Source organism: Fulvivirga sedimenti (genome assembly GCF_020328055.1).
In genome coordinates this window covers 359690-378108 of record NZ_JAIXNE010000003.1, presented here as the reverse complement: position 1 = coordinate 378108, position 18419 = coordinate 359690, and the positions used below count along the sequence as shown (strand labels likewise).

The following is an 18419-nucleotide window of genomic DNA, read 5'->3' as shown; positions in this document are numbered from 1 at the left end:
AAGTTGGGAAGGGCGCTGAGAGGCGCCCTTTTTTTGTTTCCCCCAGCTGGTGTAAATTCGTGCTTTAAGAAATAACTATGAAGTATTTAATTCTGTCAGTATTCATCCTTTTCAATCATTCAGGCCTTGTCCGTGCCCAACTGACCCGTACGGAAAAAAAGATAGTGCAGGAAGTAAATTCCCTGGCTCCGGAACAGCTGGAACTCCTTAAACGAGTGGTCAACATGAACAGCGGCACGATGAATTTCGATGGCGTGCAGGCGGTTGGCAAGGTGCTAATGGAAGAATTTGAGGCACTTGGATTTGAAACATCCTGGGTTGATGGCCAGGAATTTGGAAGGGCCGGTCATCTTCTTGCAACTCATGAAGGAAAACCGGAAAACCTGAAAGTAATGCTGATAGGTCACCTGGATACAGTTTTTGAGCCGGATCATCCATATCAGTCATATACTATTGACGGAGATTCGGTTATGCGCGGACCGGGTGTGGTGGATATGAAAGGAGGGGATGTAATCATTCTTTATGCCCTGCGGGCGATGCGCGAGGCTGGTGCATTGAAGAATATGAATGTCCGGGTTGTAATGACGGGTGACGAAGAAAAAAGTGGAAGTCCGTTATCGTTGTCGAAGCAGCTCCTGGTTGAGACTGCAGAATGGGCTGATGTCGCTATTGGATTTGAAAACGGGGACAGTAATTTCAAAACGGCAGTTATTTCCAGGAGGGGTTCGATACGATGGAAACTTGAAGTTAATGGAAATGCGGCCCATAGTTCCCAGGTTTTTTCGGAGGAGGTGGGTGCCGGAGCGATCTATGAGGCTTCCCGAATTTTGAAGGCATTTTATGACGAACTTTCCCAGGAGCCCTTATTAACCTTTAATCCTGGTGTAATCCTGGGCGGCACGGCAGTTGAATTTGATAATGGAAAGGACGGTGGTACCGCATACGGTAAATCAAATGTGGTTGCCAGTGAAGTGGTGGTTTCCGGTGATATCCGGGCGGTTTCTCCTGAGCAGCTCGCCATGACCAAAGAAACCATGGAAAGAATCGTTTCATCCCATTTGCCGGGAACGGAGGCTGCGATAACCTTTGAAGAAGGGTATCCGCCATTGCCGCCAACACAGGGAAACAGGGAGTTGCTGGATCTGTACAGTACGGTTTCATCTGATCTTGGTTTGGGGCCGGTTTCGGCTGTAGATCCACTCCGTGCAGGAGCGGCGGATGTTTCATTTACTTCCGGACTTGTGGATGCCGCGATGGATGGGATTGGATTGAGCGGCGGAAATGATCATACCGCCAACGAATATGCCGACCTAAACCGTTTGCCTGATCTAACCAAACGGGCTGCGCTTCTGCTATACCGTTTAAATCAAAAAAAATAAGGCCGGATTACACGGCCTTATCACCTATGCCTTTGCGGGCATGTATTGTTTCAGGATATGCTCAAGTGGGGTTACCTGGACAACCCCTGACTGCCCCCACTTCACTTCTCCCTTCTGAAAGACCATCAATGTGGGTACACCCTGGATTCGGTAGTCCATTGCCAGCTTCCTGTTTTTATCAACATCCACTTTTATAATGACCGCATCTTCCCCGACGCGCGTTTTAAGTTCCTTAAGTATGGGAGCCATCATCTGACACGGTCCGCACCATACGGCCGAAAAATCGACCAGGACAGGTTTTTCAGAGTTGATCAACTCATCAAACGAAGCATTTTTGGTTTCAGCCATTTTAACTTGCCTTTTTTGATAATATATAATTCACATCGGTCCATGAACCGGCATTATAACATTCAATTCCCTGCTGTGAAAGATAATATGCCGCCTGTCCACTCCGGTTGCCGCTTCTGCAGCACAATATTAACGGTTGAGGCATGCTTCTTAGTTCCTCAAGCCGCATGGTTACTTCATTCAAGGGTATATTTATACTGCCCGGTGCGTTTGCGCCATTAAATTCCTGTGGAGTTCTCACGTCAATTACCGGAGCACCATTCAAAATATATTCTTCAATTTTATTCATTTCTATTTCGTTTTTTGAAAACATTTATACAAACTAACGAGGATTTAAGGCACTGGTTTGTAACTCATGTTACACAGTAAGGGCCTGTCTTACCGGAACTTTACATTTAAAATATACTGCTATGAAATCGAAGGTTGTACCCGAAAAAGTCTACGAGGAAATTGCGTCAATGATATCAAGCGAGGAAAGTGTTGTAGGAATTGATGCAAAAAAAACACATATCATAATCATTCATAAACTCCAGGAAATTGAAAAACGACTCGACGCAATCGAAAAAAAGCTATCGTAGTTTACTGATGCCATTGCTGGCCAGCCTGACCCTCGGATTAGCGCCATTTGTGCCTGAACCCCATATTGTGGGCAAAATAAGATGGGTCATGGGCGGGGGAACCGGCATGCAAGCCATGGATTATTTCGATCTTTTACTTCATGGAATGCCCTGGGTTTGGCTGTTTTTAGCCATTGGGATCCGGCTCGGAAAAGTGAAGGGGTAATGAAGTCGGCGTGGTTCACTTCGCCATACCTGAAATGAATTACCTATAGACCGTAATAGAAATAGAAGTACGCGAAGAATAACAGCTGGCAGATGTAAACATGCAAGCTGAAAAGAAAATCACCTTCAATTTTAATGTGCTGGAACACTGTGTGAAGGAAGGCAGCTACTACAAACCATCCAATATAATTACTCAAGGGGGCGATACCTCCTTCAAAAACCCAGAAATCAAATACAGGGGCTGGCACCTCCATGAACAAGTCAAAGAGCACCATTAATCCGGCGCCAATCAGGACCTTTAGCCATTTTGAAACTTTGATCCTGTTGGAAATAACCCCTGTGATCAGTACCAATACTGCCCAGTTAATCCCTATAAAAAACGGGACACCGTCGATTTTCGGGCCGAGATTTTCACCATACTCATAAACGCCGAATAATATTCCATAATGAACCCCGAGCCATTCTGCTATCATTCCTCCGGAAAAAAACATTGTAACGGCGAGAATCTTTTTTCCTGAATCAATAGGGAAGAGCCATGCCAGCAGGCAGAAAATCGCAAAAAGATTTAGAGGCGTTTTTTCAATGAACCAGTTTTGATAACCCAGTGTCACGCCAATCAATGCAGAAATATGAAAAAGATAGACCAGGAAAATACCGATGGTCAGCCTGGGTATTGAAATTAATTCCTGCCGTATTTCGAGTCCCCGGATCATGCGTCTGGTATTAAGTCACTTACAATTTTGGCAGATTGAAGGCACAATGGAATGCCGCCTCCCGGATGAACAGAGCCCCCGCAGAAGTATAAATTTTTCAGTCTTCCTGAAAAGTTCGGATGCCTTAAAAAGGCCGAGAATTTAGAATTGCTTGATGCTCCGTACAGCGATCCCCGATGTGAGCTTGTTCTGCTCTCAATCAGAATCGGATCTAAAATTTCTTCCGTTACCAGGTACTTTTCAATATCCGTTTTTAAAATCCTGTTGATCTTTTGGACAATGCGGTCTCTTGATATCTTTTTGAGTGTTTCCCAATCCTGACCATAATTGGCAGGTGCATTGATCATGACAAACCAATTTTCATTTCCTTCAGGCGCATCATCGGTCTCGTCCTTACTTGTGATATTAATATAAACAGTGGGGTCTTCCGAGAATGTTTTTTCTTTGAACAAGCACCTGAACTCCTCCCGGTAATCTTTACTGAAGAATATATTATGAAGGTCAAGTTCCTTAAATGTTCTGCCGACGCCCCAGTAATAAATCAGGGCAGAGCTGGAGCGTTCCTGCCTGAGAATTTTATCTGAACGTTTCAGATCCTTCAACAAAAGATTGTATGTGGAATAGATGTCCATATTGCAAACCAATAAGTCAGAATAATAACTGCCTTGTTCTGTCTGCACACCATTGGCCACCCCACTTTCATGAAGAATTTTCTTTACAGGTTCATTGAGCCTGAATTGAACTTTTTGATCAATGGCCAGCTGATGCAAGCTTTTGGTAATGGCGTGCATCCCGCCTTTTGGAAGAAAACATCCATAATGCATCTCCAAATGAGGAATCAACGACATAACTCCCGGAGTTTGATACGGTGATGAACCATTGTAGGTGGCGTAGCGATTGAACAGTTGAACCAGCCGGGGGTCGGAAAAATATTTTTTATTGGTCGAGTTTAAAGTTGATGTGATGTCCAGTTTATGACTCTGGATGAGTGACTTTAAGGTGTCGAAGGAGAGGTATGTTGAAGCCTTATGAAGTGATTTTTCGAGAAAAACCGATGTTGTCAGGTCATACTTTTCCTTGGCATTCCTCAGGTAATTCTTTAGCGAAACTTCAGATGTATTAAAAGTTCTTGCTGCTTCGCTGATGAATTTGTTGGTATCAGCATGAACACTGAACGTCGTACCATCTTCCCAGAAATAATTACAGACCACTTCTTTCCTTTTGTAATTAAAAAGGGTTCGGGGATCAATATCATGTAACTCAAACAGTTCGTCAACCAGGTGCGGCATTGTGAAGAGCGAAGGACCGGCGTCCCATCGAAAGCCATCCTTTTCGACTACATGCAGTTTTCCACCGACATATGGATTAGCTTCGAAAACAGTTACATCGTATCCTTTTTTCCTTAATCGCAATGCACTTGCAATTCCCGCTATTCCAGAACCGATGATAATGGCGTTTTTTGACATTTCACATAACCTATATCCTATCAAACATTGACATTGAACTTTTGTTAAACCGGCCGTCGTCTTTCTCAATACCCGGAAAGGATTTTTTGTTTCGAAGCGAATGCTCCTTTATATTGAATTATGAATCGATTCTTGTTGTATTTTCTGCTATGTATTTCGGCCGCGTGTTCCACAAGCCCGTCTGCAAACATCGATTGGACCGTAGCGGGGGGGGATCCCGCACGCACACAGTATAGTGGAGCTATTCAGATCGACACTTCCAATGTAAGCCGCCTGCAGGTAGCGTGGGAATATAAAACGGGCGATGCCAGGGAAGGATCTCAAATACAGTGCAATCCAATTGTACTGGATGGTATTCTGTACGCTACGACACCATCATTGCGTTTGTTTGCGCTGGATGCCTCAAATGGCAAAGAAGTCTGGACGTTCAATCCCAGGGATGTTATTGAAGAATTGCCAGAAGCACTGAATACCAACAGGGGGGTAACCTACTGGACAGACGGAGAAAAGAAACGGCTGTTCTATGCTGTGAGTTCCTATTTACTGTCAGTTGATGCACTCACAGGGTTGCCAGATCGCTCATTTGGCACTGAGGGAAGAATTGATTTGCGCAGTGGGCTTGACCGTGATGCAACATCACTATATGTTACGGCCACTTCTCCCGGGGTTATATATAAGGATCTCTTAATTCTAGGCTCCCGGGTATCTGAGTCGAACCCTGCGGCACCGGGACATATCAGGGCATTTGATGTGCGAACGGGAGAAAGAGTTTGGATTTTTCATACGATTCCCCATCCAGGGGAATATGGTTTTGACACCTGGGACGACAGCACTGCCTATATGCGTGCAGGCGGAGCAAACTCATGGTCGGGCATGAGTCTCGATGAAGGACGGGGAGTGGTTTATGCCTCGACGGGTTCAGCAGCGTTTGACTTTTATGGCGGCGACCGGTTAGGGGACAATTTATTTGCCAATTCTATAATCGCTCTGGATGCAGAAAAAGGCACTTATCGCTGGCATTTTCAGACGATTCACCATGATGTCTGGGATCGCGACCTGCCTGCTCCGCCAGTTCTTGCCACGATACCGGTTGATGGTGTTAACAGGGATGTTGCTATTCAGGCAACAAAGACAGGTTTGATATTTGTTCTCGACAGGGATACCGGAGCGCCCGTATTTCCAGTTGAAGAAATGAAAGTTCCGGTCGATGAACATTTACAGGGGGAGGTACTTTCTGTCACCCAGCCGATCCCACAAAAACCAGAGCCCTTTATGAGGCAACGGATGACTGTTGATGATCTCAACGGCCTTATACCAGATTCCTCATTCAAAGCCCTGAAAGAGCAGTTTATGACGTATAATTCAGGTCACCTGTTTACACCGCCTTCAGAAGAGGGAACTGTTTTTTTTCCGGGTTTGGACGGTGGAGCGGAGTGGGGAGGATCATCTTTTGATGCCGAAAGCAGTATGCTTTTTATTAATGCCAACGAAGTTCCGTGGATTATCACGAATATCAGGAAATCCGGAAATGTTGAAAGTCTTACCAAGGGGCAGGTTATTTACCAGGAGCACTGCCTGTCATGTCATGGTCCTGCGCTGGAAGGGGCTGGGAATTATCCCGGTCTGATTGGATTGAAAAATAAGGCAGATGATCGTACCGTGCGTGAACTGCTGAGAGTAGGCCGCGGCATGATGCCAGCTTTAAGTTTTCTGACTGATGAACAGGTTGATGCAGTAACCGATTATGTGCTGAATTATCGGGAGGGAATTACGGAATTGCCTTCAGATTCTTCCTTTTTCCGGGGATATTCAATCCGGGGCTATGAGAAGCTAACGACTCCAGAAGGGCTTCCTGCCATAAGTCCCCCATGGGGTACGCTCAACGCGATCGATCTGGTCTCTGGAAAAATTCGGTGGAAAGTGCCAATTGGGAAGTACCCGGGGCTTGAAACAGGAGGTATCTTAACCGGAACTGAGAATTACGGAGGACCGGTTGCAACCAAAGGGGGTGTGCTGTTCATTGCGGCTACCCCTGATCAAATGTTTCGGGTTTATCGCAAGAGGGACGGAGCACTATTGTTTGAATCAAAGTTACCTGCAGCGGGTTTTGCCACACCCTCGGTTTATGAAATAAATGGGAAACAGTTTGTGGTAATAGCATGTGGAGGAGGCAAGCTTGGATCTCCATCAGGAGATTACTATGTAGCTTTCGCACTGCCCTAGGACGTTACAGGATTTCTTCGACTTTGTATACAAAATATTTTGTATCACCTAGCCAAAACATCCGAACATACTTTTCTTTATAGTACAATTTAACACGTTTGCCATTTTCGATAGCGCGGTCAATATCTTCACGCACCTGGCTTTGGCCATCACGTACAGTAAATTCCCAGGTTGTGGGTATGACACCATCCCCGGAGCTGGTGAGTCCGCCAATATTCATTTCACCTTCCCAGGTCTTGAAGATGGTTCCTTTCCGGCTCACCTTGATGGGCGTACCCGCACGATATCCATCGCTGTAGTTGGCAAAATAGAGGAAGAGAAATATGAGTAAACCCAGTATTCCAAGAGACACGAAAGTCCATCTGATTATCTTCTTTATTAATTCCATTGGGTGTTCTGAATATTGCCTCCGAAAATACAAAAAATCACGGTATTTATCACTGCAAGTTACCAGACGTACCAAATATTACCGAAATGTCCTCAACAATGGAACGTTTAATCACTACCTTTTGTATCTTAGTCAGTCGGCGGAACGCAGGGTGAGTATTTTTAGCTATGGTCCTCTATTTTCTTCTGCACCTAGTGTGGGCTTAATTTTTTAATAATAGGTAGCCCTGTATTTTATTAAATTTATATGATCGTACGATTCAAAAGATCTGATGAATCTTTTCAGAAAAATCTGCAAAAGGCATTGGACAATCACTTCACATCAACGGGAGTTTCCCGTAAGGGTAATTTTAAGATGTATCTTAAATCATTCCTTTTGCTTACCGCATACATTTTGCCGTTTGTGCTCATACTCACCTTACCAATACCCGTTTTCGTCATGTGGCTGGGATGCGTAATAATGGGTTTTGCCTATGCAGGTCTAGGCATGTCATTGATGCACGATGCCTGCCATGGATCTTTTTCAAAGTACAGGATTGTGAATCAGGTACTTGCGTATTCAATGAATTTCCTCGGGGGTAACCGCTTTAACTGGGTTATTCAGCACAATGTAAAACATCATACATTTACGAATATTCACGGCGCAGATGAAGATCTGGAGAACGGGAATGTAATTAGACTTTCACCGCATGCCAAATGGTATAAATTCCATCGCTTTCAGCACATCTATTCATGGTTCCTCTATACACTTGGTACATTAAGCTGGGTGACGTTCAAGGACTTTAAACAATTGATCAAATTGAATGATGATCCCAGGTATGCGAAAAACCTTAACAGGGAATGGGTCATTCTGATCGTTTCAAAAATTCTCTACTATGCCTACATCATTGGAATACCGGCATTGATCCTGAATATTCCATTCTGGTATCTGATTATCGGATTTGTTACCCTCCATATGGTAGGAGGTTTTGTTTTGAGTGTAACTTTCCAGTTGGCGCACGTGGTTGAAGGTGTTGACCATTCCGAGTCTTCTGAATCTCCCGAGAATTCATGGGCGGAACATCAACTGCGTACCACCTCTAATTTTGCGCGTAAAAATTGGTTTCTTACCTGGTATATGGGAGGCCTGAACTTCCAGGTTGAACATCACCTTTTTCCGCATATCTGTCATATTCACTATCCGGATTTATCGCCGATTGTGGCTGAACAGGCTGGTAAAATGGGAATTCCGTATAATGATCAGCCCGGCTTCAGAAATGCGGTTCGTTCTCATTATTTAACGCTGAAAGAATACGGACGTCGTCCTTCCATGCGTGTCGCCTGAGCTGGTTGATGTCTATCACGTGACCGGCTGACCGTCCTCATAGCTTTCGCCAGACTTTTTGCTGATCTTATAAACAAATCAGCAGGGTCATGGTGATAATTGTATTTGGATTACCAGGAACGGGAAAAGTCAAGTTTGCTCAGCGTCTGGCTCAATACCTACAGTTCGATTTTTTAAACACTGCCGCTATTCGGCGTAAATGGATAGCATCACCTTCGTTCAGTAAAAAAGAAAAGGAGGCAGTCTATTTGAATCTTCTCCAGGAAATGTCTGAACATACCCTTGACAAAAAAAACCTGGTTCTTGAAGGCACCTTTTACCTGAAAAGTATCCGACGGGATTTTCATGACGTGGCAGATATTCTGAATACAGAGGTCTACTGGATTGAAATTGTCTCTGATACGTATAATTCAGGCTGGAACCTGTTCCGGCATGACCCGGCTATTTCAGATAAATTTTCAATTTACCGCACTTTGTTGAGTTCATTTGAACCAATGGATTCAAAACACCTCGTACTGGAATACACCCGCGATAGTCGCCTGAATGATTTGATAAGGCTGACCCTCAAATCTATCCCGGGGCTTATGCAAAATGGAAAATCAAGAATGGCTAATCTCACTATTTAAATTTACGTTGAAATGGACAATACTACGCATCTTAACATGCATCGGGAACATGGAATATGGCAGTCCGATATCAAAATGTGGTCCCACGACCTGAAAATGTGGGAACAGGAAATTGAGTCTCAGGAGCAGGTTTTGCAATTTTTCGAAGAGGCGATTGTACAACATAAAATAGCACTTTTAGATCATGTGAGAGTCCTTGCTGAACACCGGAGTAAGCTGGAAAGACACGAGATTGATATAAGTTTGGTAGGTGAAGGCACAAAACTGGACATCGAACTCGCCCGGGAGCACGAAGATGAATATAAACGACATGAGGAACAGCATAAAGCGCATGAACGCTTAAAAAAGTATCATCATAACCTGATTTCCATCACTAAATCATTAAGAAAGGCACTGGAAAGTCCGGTTTAAACAGGATTTTAATAAGAATACAGTAATAAATGGTTGTTACATGGGTGTTATTTGGTTTAAAAGGCCGGAATTATCCGGCCTTTTTATTTAAATGCCGGAGGAGAAAGGACATGGGGTTTATTTGGTTAAACAATTTAGCAATCAGGAATTTGCGCATAGCTTTGTTTCATTGCCAACTTTAACATAATTCATAATGCCCCGGATGGTAGTTACCTTTTATTCATGAATGGGATATATAGCAGATATAACAAACTATAATGTTATGAAACCACTTTTAACCACATTGATTTTGGTTTTCAGCTTTGTCGCTGGAAACGCTCAAATCAACACTTTTAAGATTCTCGTCCAAAATGGTGAATCGGAGATTCAAATTGGAGAGGTCGTAACTCAATTGAAAAAAGGCATGGTCCTTTCCGGAGATTTCACACTTACCGTAAAAGAAGGCGCCTATCTCGGACTTGTTCATAATAGCGGACATGTGCTGGAAATAAAGGAAAGCGGAAAATATGACGCCAATGATCTGTATGGAAAGATTGAGGTGACTGAGACGAATATGATTGTCACCCGCTATACTGATTTCATTCTAAATCGGGAGATCTCTGAAAAAGCAGCCGGAATAAACTATGAAATCATGCGTGATTTCGAGCCTTTCTCTGACTCAGAGGTGAATCTGTACATCCCCGGAGCCACTGAATTGTATGGGGATAAACTAGCACTGGAATGGGCGAATGAAAGTGAATTTTCGATAATCCGTGTTATGAACATGTTTGAAGAGGTTCTGCTTGAGGAACGTGTGGAAGGACAGCGTACTATGCTGAATCTTGAGAATGAAAACCTCAAAAAAGAAGAAATTTTGCTTGTAAAGGTTTATCAGGATAATGATGTAGAGTCAAAGGCAGTTGCGCTTAAGCGTATTGATCATGAGACCAGGACGCAACATACCCAGAACTTGAATTCTTTAACAAGCAATATTTCAAATAGCGCGCTTCTCGAACTGATCAGTGCTGCTTATTTTGAAGATAATAACTTGTTAGCGGATGCCTTCACCAGTTATGTGAATGCGATGTTACTGGCGCCTAATGTGCCGGATTACCGTTCTGCATACAATGAGTTCCTGATACGTCATAAACTGCTCAAATTAAGGCAGTAGCAGAAGAAAATTGTACACTGATAACCAGCCGGAATAATTCCGGCTGGTATTTTTTGTTTTATGGACCATTCCGTAGTCATACATTTTTTAAAACGGAGCCTGGGAGTTTTTTTGCTTCTCAGTGTAACTCCTTGTTTCGGTCAGGATTGGAAGAAATCCTATACGCTCGCTCATGAAAACTGGGGAGTTTCCTGGGATAACACCATTAAATATCTTGAGGAGGCTGAACAACAGGCAAAAGTCGACCGTGGAATCTTTGATCATGACTATCTTGTCATTCTGAATGATTTAGGAATTGCCTACTATGAGTCGGGTAATTTTAGCAAAGCGCGGACTGTCCTCGAAACATCCGAAGCATTCCGCAGTGAAATCCTTGAACCAACTGATAAGGAAAGGATAATATCACAACTCAATCTCGCTCAACTGTACAGGTATACCGACACGGAAAAGGCGATTATCATCTATGAACGTATTTTAAAAACTGCCGGAGGCTCTTCATCTATAAAAGCGCTTCAGAACCTCTATGACATTTATATTGAGTTGGGCGAACACGATCGGGCACTGACCCTGCTTTCAAATTCAGCTTCGTTAAACAATTCTCAGGAGTTTGACTTTATGATTTTGCTTCTTCAGGCTGACGCCCAAAGAAGAGAAGGGAACTTTCAGGAAACCCTTGACCTTCTGAATTTCGTATCGGTTAGAATGGACAGTATTTCGAATCATTTATTACAGAAATCTGTAGAATCGGCCTACTTCGAACAACTGGGAATGCTCTACATGGAGCGACAGGATTTCACCGAGGCTGAAGCAAGCTTCAAGAAAGTTCTGGAATTAAAGGAATACCTGGGTTTACCAAAGGAAGAGACTGTAAATACCCTGAATAATATCGCCAACCTCTATGAGAAGTTCGGTCTTTATGGTCAGTCATTGTCATATATCGATCTCGCCCTGCAAAACTGTACCCATCATTGTGAACGCCTGCTTCAGAACAAAGCTGCACTGTTTTTAAAAACGGGACAGGTCCTGGAATCGGAGATTATTCTTAATGACCTTTTCAACGACTATTCATTCAAATCACCGAATGAGGAGCTTGTATTTCTTCTGAACTATGCCAATACATTCCGGAATTCTCAGGCTATCGGTTCAAATCCGGCTCTTGACAAAGCTGCTGAGCTGGTGGAAAGAAACGGGGAAGTTTTTTCAGATATGGATCTGGCCAATTTCTATGCGGCAAAAGGGGCCTGGGCGATCTACGAAGGCAACATTGATGAGGCCATCCGATCGCTGGAAATTTCAAAGCAGAAATACGTTACGGTTTATGGCAGTGCTGCACCGCAATTGAGGCAGATTGAAAATAACCTGGGGGTTTGCTATATTCTTTCAGGGAGGTTTGAAGAGGGTTCTGAAAATCTCTTTGCTGCGAGTAATAAGGAAGAACAGCTCATCAGATTCATATTTCCCATGTTGTCACGCTCCGAGCAGACGGTCTTCCTTTCAGAAATGAGGAAAGATTTGGATGTCATTTATTCAGCGATCGCTCCGCTGGCAGGTGAACGAACCGATCTTGCGCATATAATGATCAATAAACAGCTGCTCTATAAGGGCCTCACCCTGGAATCGAAGCGCGGCCTGAAAGAAATCCAAAAATTAGATCAGAATGATAAAACGGCCGGGTTATTAGAAGAATTTCTCGCCATTCGTCAGGAATTGACCAGTTCCTTTACCCGAGGTGGATTCGATGGAGAAATCCAGCAATCAATGATACGTCGTCTTAATGAACTTGAATCTGAGATTGCGAGACATACCGGCCGGCAGCTTTCTGCAACAGCTGATTACAATTCCATACGTTCCGCCCTCGATGATGATGAGGCGGTGGTTGAAATTATCCGATATAAAAATCAGAATTTCAGCCGTTTAAATGGAGAAACAGATAGCATCAATTATGTTGGACTTGTGATAAAACCGTCGTTTGAGGATGGGCCTCAGGTGGTCGAACTGGGATCCGGTGATTATCTGGAAAACCGGCAGCTGAAGTTTTATCTGAATGCCATTAAATATGAGGTCGCAGATACAACTTCCTATACTTATTTCTGGAAGCCATTTGAGTCACTGCTTGAAGGCATAAAGACGGCATACCTTGTTGATGACGGGCTGTATTTTAAGATTAATCCGGAGTCACTTATGAACCCTGAAAACAGTAGTTTTTTGGGCTCAACTATGAGGATTCGCCACTTACATAATGCCGGAGAGATCGTGAAGGTAAAGGCCGGACAAGGGGTATTCAATGGATCGCACCAGGCACTGCTCGTGGGTGATCCCGTTTTAAGTGAATCACAGGGCGATTCGAGATTCGCATCCCTTCCAGGCACACGTGAGGAGATTATACAGATTTCAGGCGCGCTGCAAAAGGAAGGGTGGGGTGTTACCTCTCTCACAGGCACGGAGGCAACGAAAGCCCGACTCTACAGTCAGGAGCCATCTGCATTGATGCATTTCGCGACGCACGGATTCTTTTCGAGAAGGGAAGTTAAACAGCGTCAGGATTTGCCTGACCTGGAATTATTCAGGTCTGGACTGGTTTTAACTGCCACAGATTCCAGGCAGGGAGATCTCCTGACTGCGTTTGAGGTTTCTGATATGGATCTGTCAGCAACAGAGTTGGTGGTATTATCGGCCTGTGAAACCGGTCTGGGAGAGTTGAAAAATGGCGATGGGGTATACGGGTTGCAATACGCATTTTTCGTAGCGGGAGCAGAATCAATGATCATAAGTCTGTGGCAGGTAAGTGATAAGGTCACCAAGGAGTACATGTCAAGTTTTTATGCAAAACTGCTGGCATCTGGAAATAAGAGGATTGCCTATGAATACGCAGTTGATGAAATGAAGAAAAAGTATCAGGCACCAAAATATTGGGCGCCCTTCATATACCTGGGTAATTAATTACAATCGAAAATTTCTGTATTAAGCAGGTTGTTGTCCTTAACAAGGATGGGAATATAGGGTCTGTATCGCTCGCTTTCATCGATACCATTTAATCGGATCAGGGTCTCTTCCTTTAAAGCCCGGGTGAGTTCATCACCATTCATGGCTCTGGTTGTGAAACAGTAATGATAGGTTTCTTCAGGCTTGCTCCCCATACCTGAAATAAGAAATTCCACACGACGATTAAGCTGTCTGCCTTTAGGTGATTCATTGTCGGCAACAGGTTCACGAAACCCCTTCGCCCGGATCATCATGGAAAGAGGGGATACCCCTAACCGGAGAAGGGCATCAAATACAGCCTGTCCGCGTTCTCGTGTAAGCAGCAAATTGTAGGCCTCACTTCCGGTGTTATCTGCATGCGCAACAATTTCCAGTTGAAATCCCGGGTTGTTGTTTAGAAAAACAGCCATCTCCTGTAGTACTCCATAGGATTCATGGCGGATTTCACTTTCAGCCAGATCAAAATAAACCGGAGTGTAGGTATATGACCTGTAATCCGGGATAAATAATGTCTGCACATTCGAGAATTGGATCAGGCCATTGAAGGCAGTATCAATTTCAAGGAGAACGCTTTCATTGCCTGTTAAATGGCTAAAACGGAAATTTCCGGATGAATCGGCAATGGTTAATTGTCGACGTTCGCCACTCAGGTCCGACATATAAATTGTTGGGATGTCATCACAATATTCACAATCCAGTGAGCCCGTTATTTCAAAGTGTCCCTCTTCTTCATGATGGTCGAAGTCAACCTGATAACGTCGGCGGTCCAATGCTGCTAATTCAGCCTTGCGCTCTTTAAGCAATGCATCAACCTGAGCCTGTGACAGATCTTTGAATGTACTGGTGACGCCCGGCTTGCCAAGGGCAATATCATTGATGACCGCCTGCTCTGCAAGAGACAGTTTGCTGAAGTCAACATCACCTGTATTTACGATAGTTGTGATTTCTCCTCCCGGATCAGGTAGAATCACAGATCCACTTAATGCATCGTCACGACTTGCATTATGATTCAATGCAGAAATAAGAGAAGTAAGATATAACCTGGATCGGATTGATGAGCTGTACACATCAAAACCCCCTTCTCCATCTGAACGATTAGATGACCAGAATATATAGGACGATGAGGCATTTGGAAACATATCGTCCCTGCTGGAATTAAAAGGGATTCCCGCATTCACCAATACCGTGTCACCATTGAGTAGTCGACGTGCCATAAATATATCCATTCCGCCGAATCCCTGATGACCATCGGAAGAGAACATCAGAATGTTATTCATTATCGGAAAGGGTGAATTCTCGTTCAGTGAAGTATTAACCTTGTTGCCCAGGTTCATGGCGGGTCCCCAGCCGCTGCCTGATTTAACGGACATCCAGATATCATTGCCGCCCTTACCGCCAGGCCGGTCCGATACGAAGAACAATGTATCCCCTGAAATTGAAATACCCGGCTGTTTACTGTTCCTCCCTGGTAAATTAATATTTTCCGACAATAATTCCGGCTCTGAAAATCTTCCTGATTCCAGATGACTTACGTAAATCTGACAATATGGAGCTTTGTACCCGCAAACGGTAAAGTAGTATGCGCCATCCTCATTACAAAAGCTGCCGCTGCCATCATTAAATTTTGTATTCAGTGCATCGATGAGCTTTGTATCATCAACAATATTGATGGCATTTTCTGACAAAGAGAAATAATAATGATCTGAAAAACCCTCGCCAAATCGCTGATCTCTTGCCTGCCTTTTATGTTCAATCCTTGAACTTGTGATCAGAAGTGCTGAATCGGCTAAGGTCACCGGTGCATAATCATTAAAGGGCGTATTCAGGGGTTCAGCCACTTGGCGGATTTTAAACTTCTCCTTTCCATTATAGGATATGGCCATTTGACTTCCCGCTTTTTCCACCCGGGCCTGTTCAATAAGAGCGGGATAGCGACCGGTTGAATCCCAACGGGCAATAAAGGAATCGAAATATGATATGGATGCGCTGTATTTGCCCGTATATTTCTGCATGAGAGCCAGGTAATATTCGCTAAGCGGGTTGGCATTTTCGTCGAGAAAAAACACCTTCTGATACTGAGCGAGCGCCTTTTCATACTGGAATGTCTGCCGGTAGTTTTCGGCAAGTGAAAATACAGCATCGATGTTGTTCTCATCAAATGTGAGCAATTCGTTCAGGGCATCGATAGCTGCGAAATATTGACCGGAGTTTTCCAATTGCCTGATTTCCTCAAACCGAAGCGCTGTTTGTTGTGCCGCCAGGGTCAGGGGTAATGCAGTTAGCATGCTGATGCATAGAAGTAATCGCGAAAACTTCATATGAGTGGCGTTGAGAAATAAACGGACTGGTGTTTTCGGATAATTCTGTATTGAATGGAAAACTCGTAGCTTCCTGAAGTTCCAAAATACCTTTGGAAAGAGGAAACATTATGATCATAGCTGAAGGCGAGTCGGAAATTCTTGATTTCAGTACCTACATGAACGATGAAAGAATCACTCAGGCGATACCATGCTCCCAGGATTACGGCGGCATTCGAGGCATTGGATGCACTTCCCAGCGAATAGGTCAGGTATCCGCCTGCATTCAGCTGAATGTCTGAAAGCTCATACACCGCCAGAGCACTCGGGGTGAGTTTTGCCTGTGCCGAAATGGGGAAACTAATCCCGCCATGAAAACGAAGGCTGAGTGGCAGATTGTCCTGATCATTGATCAGGGACGTATTCGGTTGATTCAGGTGATAGACTGAAATTCCTGCATAGGACGACCAGGATTTTGTACTATACCGCTGCTGTTGCCGGTAATACCACATCATGCCCGCATTGATTACAGCATAGAACCTTTGGTCCTGCAAATTTCCCGGATCAACCTCAATTGTGGGATCAAACCCGCTGAATGCATTGTACTGCGAACCCCATTGTAAATTTTCAATATTCAATGCATTCCTGTAAACGCCGGCCTGTAATCCAAATGTTAAAATGTTGTTTCCATAGGAGGAGAGGTGATAGTTGAAGGCCCCTGAGAAATTGATTCCGGTATTGGAGAGACTGTTATTTCCTGCCTGATCACTCAGGATTGAAACCCCGATTCCCCCTACATGCTTGCTGCGGCCGCCTGGTTTGATCAATGGGTGCATGTAGGTGATCTGAGCGGTCTGATAGGGGGATTCCAGCTGGTTCCACTGTGCCCTGTAATTCATGCCGATCGTGATATCACTTTCAGATCCCACCAATGCCGGGTTCAGATAGAGCGAGGTGGTATAGTACTGAGAAAATACAGGTGACTGCGCCACTGAGAAATTCAGGGTAAAAAATAAAGGAAACAAAACGATCAGGTATTTCAGCATCAGTTAAGAATTGTTAAAGTCCCTGTTCGTTCTATAACTTCATTGCGGCTGTTCCGCGCCCTTAAGGCATATACATAGGCTCCCTGTGGTAATAAGTCGCCGGTGCGGGCAGATGTTCCGTTCCATCCGTTGAATTGCATTCGGGTGAGGCTTTTGCTTTCGAAAACCTGCATCCCCCGCCGGTCATATACCACGAATGAAAAATCCTCTTCTACAAAGTCGCCGAAAACCTTGATGACCCTGTTATCCTGGTCGGCCGCATTCGGAGAGAGGACGTTGGGAATGTAAAATGCCGTTTCATCGCGTATATTTTCTTCCAGTGTTCCAAGTAGCAGAATATGTTCTGAAACGGGTGCATTAGTAGATATCATTTCGTAGAATGAGCCCGTGAAAAAGTCGAGATCGTCATATAACGTAAAATCACCTGAGTTTCGGTCAAGTCCGATAATAACCGCTGATGATCTGTCCAGCTGATCATCATAAAAAGGCAGGCTTACCTCACTGCCGGCAAATGCATCCCGGTAATTACTTCGCTCCCAGAAAAAGTCCCGGCTAACGCTTGTAACCCCTTGTGGTATGTTACCGGAATAATTAGCCCTGGCCTGCAACACGGTAATGGTATTACCGCCTGTAACATCCAGCAATGATACCGGCAGGTAGGTGCCGGAAATACCCACAGGGAATTCCACCAGGCCACGCCCGCCCCTGTGAAGGGGGCCATTTACAAAACTTCCTGGTGATCCGCCTGAAATCAGGGCATCCGTTTCAGTAAATAACGTGTCGATAGACGAGGTAGTGATTTCCCCATCTGTCAGGAGAAGTTGCCGGCGAACGGGTACTTTGCCGCGAATCAATATACCTGCAGGGTTGCCAACATCCAATATGGAAATGAACTGTCCGTTATGGCGGAATGTCTGCGTTTGAGTGCCATCCAGAACTATGGTGCCCGCCCCTTGATATATGCCGTTGCTGGACCAATTCCGACGCACATGGTAGATTCCCTCATTCTGCAGAAAACCCTCATTTGAAACCGCAGCATCAGCGGTTAATATTCCGTTTTCAGAAATAAATAACACTGAACCGTCCTGTATGGTCTGCGCTGCCGACCGATTGGATTGAATCGTAAAAATGAGTAAAAATAGTGCTGCTCTGAGGTACATAAAAAAATAAATCAATTGCCCGGATTCTCTCCAGTAATCTGAATATTAAATAAATATATTTATTTTTGGTAATAAGACCTTATCATCCGCATGCTTTACGTATGTAATTTTAGATAGTCTATTGC

The 18419-nt window shown here is 44.2% G+C and carries 17 protein-coding genes; 9 read left to right on the top strand and 8 right to left on the bottom strand.

What is annotated here, in order from left to right; all coding sequences use genetic code 11:
* The first annotated feature begins 77 nt into the window (after positions 1 to 77).
* A complete protein-coding gene (locus tag LDX50_RS13955; RefSeq protein WP_225697915.1) occupies positions 78 to 1379 on the top strand; it encodes a M20 family metallopeptidase in 1302 nt (433 codons plus the stop codon).
* A gap of 24 nt (positions 1380 to 1403) precedes the next feature.
* On the opposite strand, the gene trxA is transcribed toward LDX50_RS13955, so the two are convergent.
* On the bottom strand, positions 1404 to 1727 hold the full coding sequence (gene trxA / locus LDX50_RS13950; protein ID WP_225697914.1) for a thioredoxin: 324 nt from the start codon (positions 1725 to 1727) through the stop codon (positions 1404 to 1406).
* Between the two features lies 1 nt (position 1728).
* On the bottom strand, positions 1729 to 2016 hold the full coding sequence (locus LDX50_RS13945; protein WP_225697913.1) for a rhodanese-like domain-containing protein: 288 nt from the start codon (positions 2014 to 2016) through the stop codon (positions 1729 to 1731).
* A 121-nt stretch (positions 2017 to 2137) separates the two neighbouring features.
* Here LDX50_RS13945 and LDX50_RS13940 point away from each other — a divergent pair, with 121 nt between their 5' ends.
* Both LDX50_RS13940 and LDX50_RS13935 read left to right on the top strand, forming a co-directional pair.
* Positions 2138 to 2305, top strand: a complete 168-nt coding sequence (locus LDX50_RS13940) for a hypothetical protein (protein WP_225697912.1) — start codon at positions 2138 to 2140, stop codon at positions 2303 to 2305.
* On the top strand, positions 2265 to 2510 hold the full coding sequence (locus LDX50_RS13935; RefSeq protein WP_420828561.1) for a hypothetical protein: 246 nt from the start codon (positions 2265 to 2267) through the stop codon (positions 2508 to 2510). The genes LDX50_RS13940 and LDX50_RS13935 overlap by 41 nt, the downstream gene beginning before the upstream one ends.
* Before the next feature lie 43 nt (positions 2511 to 2553).
* On the opposite strand, the gene LDX50_RS13930 is transcribed toward LDX50_RS13935, so the two are convergent.
* Entirely contained in the window at positions 2554 to 3222 is a 669-nt protein-coding gene (locus LDX50_RS13930; RefSeq protein ID WP_225697911.1) for a carotenoid biosynthesis protein, read from the bottom strand.
* The gene (gene crtD, locus LDX50_RS13925; protein ID WP_225697910.1) at positions 3219 to 4688 is read right to left on the bottom strand and encodes a 1-hydroxycarotenoid 3,4-desaturase CrtD; all 1470 of its coding nucleotides are present in this window, start codon (positions 4686 to 4688) and stop codon (positions 3219 to 3221) included. The genes LDX50_RS13930 and crtD overlap by 4 nt, the downstream gene beginning before the upstream one ends.
* 120 nt (positions 4689 to 4808) lie before the next feature.
* On the opposite strand from crtD, the gene LDX50_RS13920 reads away from it, so the two are divergent.
* Positions 4809 to 6911, top strand: coding sequence for a c-type cytochrome (locus tag LDX50_RS13920; protein WP_225697909.1), 2103 nt, complete (start codon positions 4809 to 4811; stop codon positions 6909 to 6911).
* Positions 6912 to 6915: 4 nt separating this feature from the next.
* Here the strand turns inward: LDX50_RS13920 and LDX50_RS13915 are convergent, their stop codons facing one another.
* Positions 6916 to 7299, bottom strand: a complete 384-nt coding sequence (locus tag LDX50_RS13915; protein WP_225697908.1) for a hypothetical protein — start codon at positions 7297 to 7299, stop codon at positions 6916 to 6918.
* A 246-nt stretch (positions 7300 to 7545) separates the two neighbouring features.
* On the opposite strand from LDX50_RS13915, the gene LDX50_RS13910 reads away from it, so the two are divergent.
* The 5 genes from LDX50_RS13910 (at position 7546) to LDX50_RS13890 (ending at position 13749) form a co-directional block, all read left to right on the top strand.
* The gene (locus LDX50_RS13910; protein ID WP_225697907.1) at positions 7546 to 8622 is read left to right on the top strand and encodes a fatty acid desaturase family protein; all 1077 of its coding nucleotides are present in this window, start codon (positions 7546 to 7548) and stop codon (positions 8620 to 8622) included.
* A gap of 89 nt (positions 8623 to 8711) precedes the next feature.
* Positions 8712 to 9248: a P-loop nucleotide/nucleoside kinase family protein gene (locus LDX50_RS13905; protein WP_225697906.1), complete on the top strand. Its 537-nt coding sequence runs from the start codon at positions 8712 to 8714 to the stop codon at positions 9246 to 9248.
* Positions 9249 to 9260: 12 nt separating this feature from the next.
* Positions 9261 to 9659: a hypothetical protein gene (locus tag LDX50_RS13900; protein ID WP_225697905.1), complete on the top strand. Its 399-nt coding sequence runs from the start codon at positions 9261 to 9263 to the stop codon at positions 9657 to 9659.
* A 262-nt stretch (positions 9660 to 9921) separates the two neighbouring features.
* Positions 9922 to 10809, top strand: a complete 888-nt coding sequence (locus LDX50_RS13895) for a hypothetical protein (RefSeq protein ID WP_225697904.1) — start codon at positions 9922 to 9924, stop codon at positions 10807 to 10809.
* 60 nt (positions 10810 to 10869) lie between these two features.
* Positions 10870 to 13749, top strand: a complete 2880-nt coding sequence (locus LDX50_RS13890) for a CHAT domain-containing protein (RefSeq protein ID WP_225697903.1) — start codon at positions 10870 to 10872, stop codon at positions 13747 to 13749.
* On the opposite strand, the gene LDX50_RS13885 is transcribed toward LDX50_RS13890, so the two are convergent.
* From LDX50_RS13885 to LDX50_RS13875, 3 genes are read right to left on the bottom strand one after another with little or no spacing between them, the layout of a single operon-like run.
* Positions 13746 to 16109 (bottom strand): OmpA family protein, encoded by a 2364-nt coding sequence (locus LDX50_RS13885; protein ID WP_225697902.1) that lies wholly within the window; start codon positions 16107 to 16109, stop codon positions 13746 to 13748. The two genes, LDX50_RS13890 and LDX50_RS13885, sit on opposite strands and share 4 nt — an antisense overlap.
* On the bottom strand, positions 16106 to 17134 hold the full coding sequence (locus LDX50_RS13880) for a PorP/SprF family type IX secretion system membrane protein (RefSeq protein WP_225697901.1): 1029 nt from the start codon (positions 17132 to 17134) through the stop codon (positions 16106 to 16108). Before LDX50_RS13880 ends, LDX50_RS13885 begins: the two co-directional genes overlap by 4 nt.
* Complete coding sequence (locus tag LDX50_RS13875; RefSeq protein WP_225697900.1) at positions 17134 to 18294, bottom strand: T9SS type B sorting domain-containing protein; 1161 nt, start codon at positions 18292 to 18294, stop codon at positions 17134 to 17136. The genes LDX50_RS13880 and LDX50_RS13875 overlap by 1 nt, the downstream gene beginning before the upstream one ends.
* Between the last annotated feature and the right edge of the window lie 125 nt (positions 18295 to 18419).

Coding starts and splice junctions, on each gene's coding strand:
- LDX50_RS13885 (WP_225697902.1), bottom strand. CDS start 16,109: ATGAAGTTTTCGCGATTACTTCTATGCATCAGCATGCTAACTGCATTA.
- LDX50_RS13955 (WP_225697915.1), top strand. CDS start 78: ATGAAGTATTTAATTCTGTCAGTATTCATCCTTTTCAATCATTCAGGC.
- LDX50_RS13915 (WP_225697908.1), bottom strand. CDS start 7,299: ATGGAATTAATAAAGAAGATAATCAGATGGACTTTCGTGTCTCTTGGA.
- LDX50_RS13895 (WP_225697904.1), top strand. CDS start 9,922: ATGAAACCACTTTTAACCACATTGATTTTGGTTTTCAGCTTTGTCGCT.
- LDX50_RS13920 (WP_225697909.1), top strand. CDS start 4,809: ATGAATCGATTCTTGTTGTATTTTCTGCTATGTATTTCGGCCGCGTGT.
- LDX50_RS13945 (WP_225697913.1), bottom strand. CDS start 2,016: ATGAATAAAATTGAAGAATATATTTTGAATGGTGCTCCGGTAATTGAC.
- LDX50_RS13910 (WP_225697907.1), top strand. CDS start 7,546: ATGATCGTACGATTCAAAAGATCTGATGAATCTTTTCAGAAAAATCTG.
- LDX50_RS13880 (WP_225697901.1), bottom strand. CDS start 17,134: ATGCTGAAATACCTGATCGTTTTGTTTCCTTTATTTTTTACCCTGAAT.
- LDX50_RS13890 (WP_225697903.1), top strand. CDS start 10,870: ATGGACCATTCCGTAGTCATACATTTTTTAAAACGGAGCCTGGGAGTT.
- crtD (WP_225697910.1), bottom strand. CDS start 4,688: ATGTCAAAAAACGCCATTATCATCGGTTCTGGAATAGCGGGAATTGCA.
- trxA (WP_225697914.1), bottom strand. CDS start 1,727: ATGGCTGAAACCAAAAATGCTTCGTTTGATGAGTTGATCAACTCTGAA.
- LDX50_RS13930 (WP_225697911.1), bottom strand. CDS start 3,222: ATGATCCGGGGACTCGAAATACGGCAGGAATTAATTTCAATACCCAGG.
- LDX50_RS13905 (WP_225697906.1), top strand. CDS start 8,712: ATGGTGATAATTGTATTTGGATTACCAGGAACGGGAAAAGTCAAGTTT.
- LDX50_RS13875 (WP_225697900.1), bottom strand. CDS start 18,294: ATGTACCTCAGAGCAGCACTATTTTTACTCATTTTTACGATTCAATCC.
- LDX50_RS13940 (WP_225697912.1), top strand. CDS start 2,138: ATGAAATCGAAGGTTGTACCCGAAAAAGTCTACGAGGAAATTGCGTCA.
- LDX50_RS13900 (WP_225697905.1), top strand. CDS start 9,261: ATGGACAATACTACGCATCTTAACATGCATCGGGAACATGGAATATGG.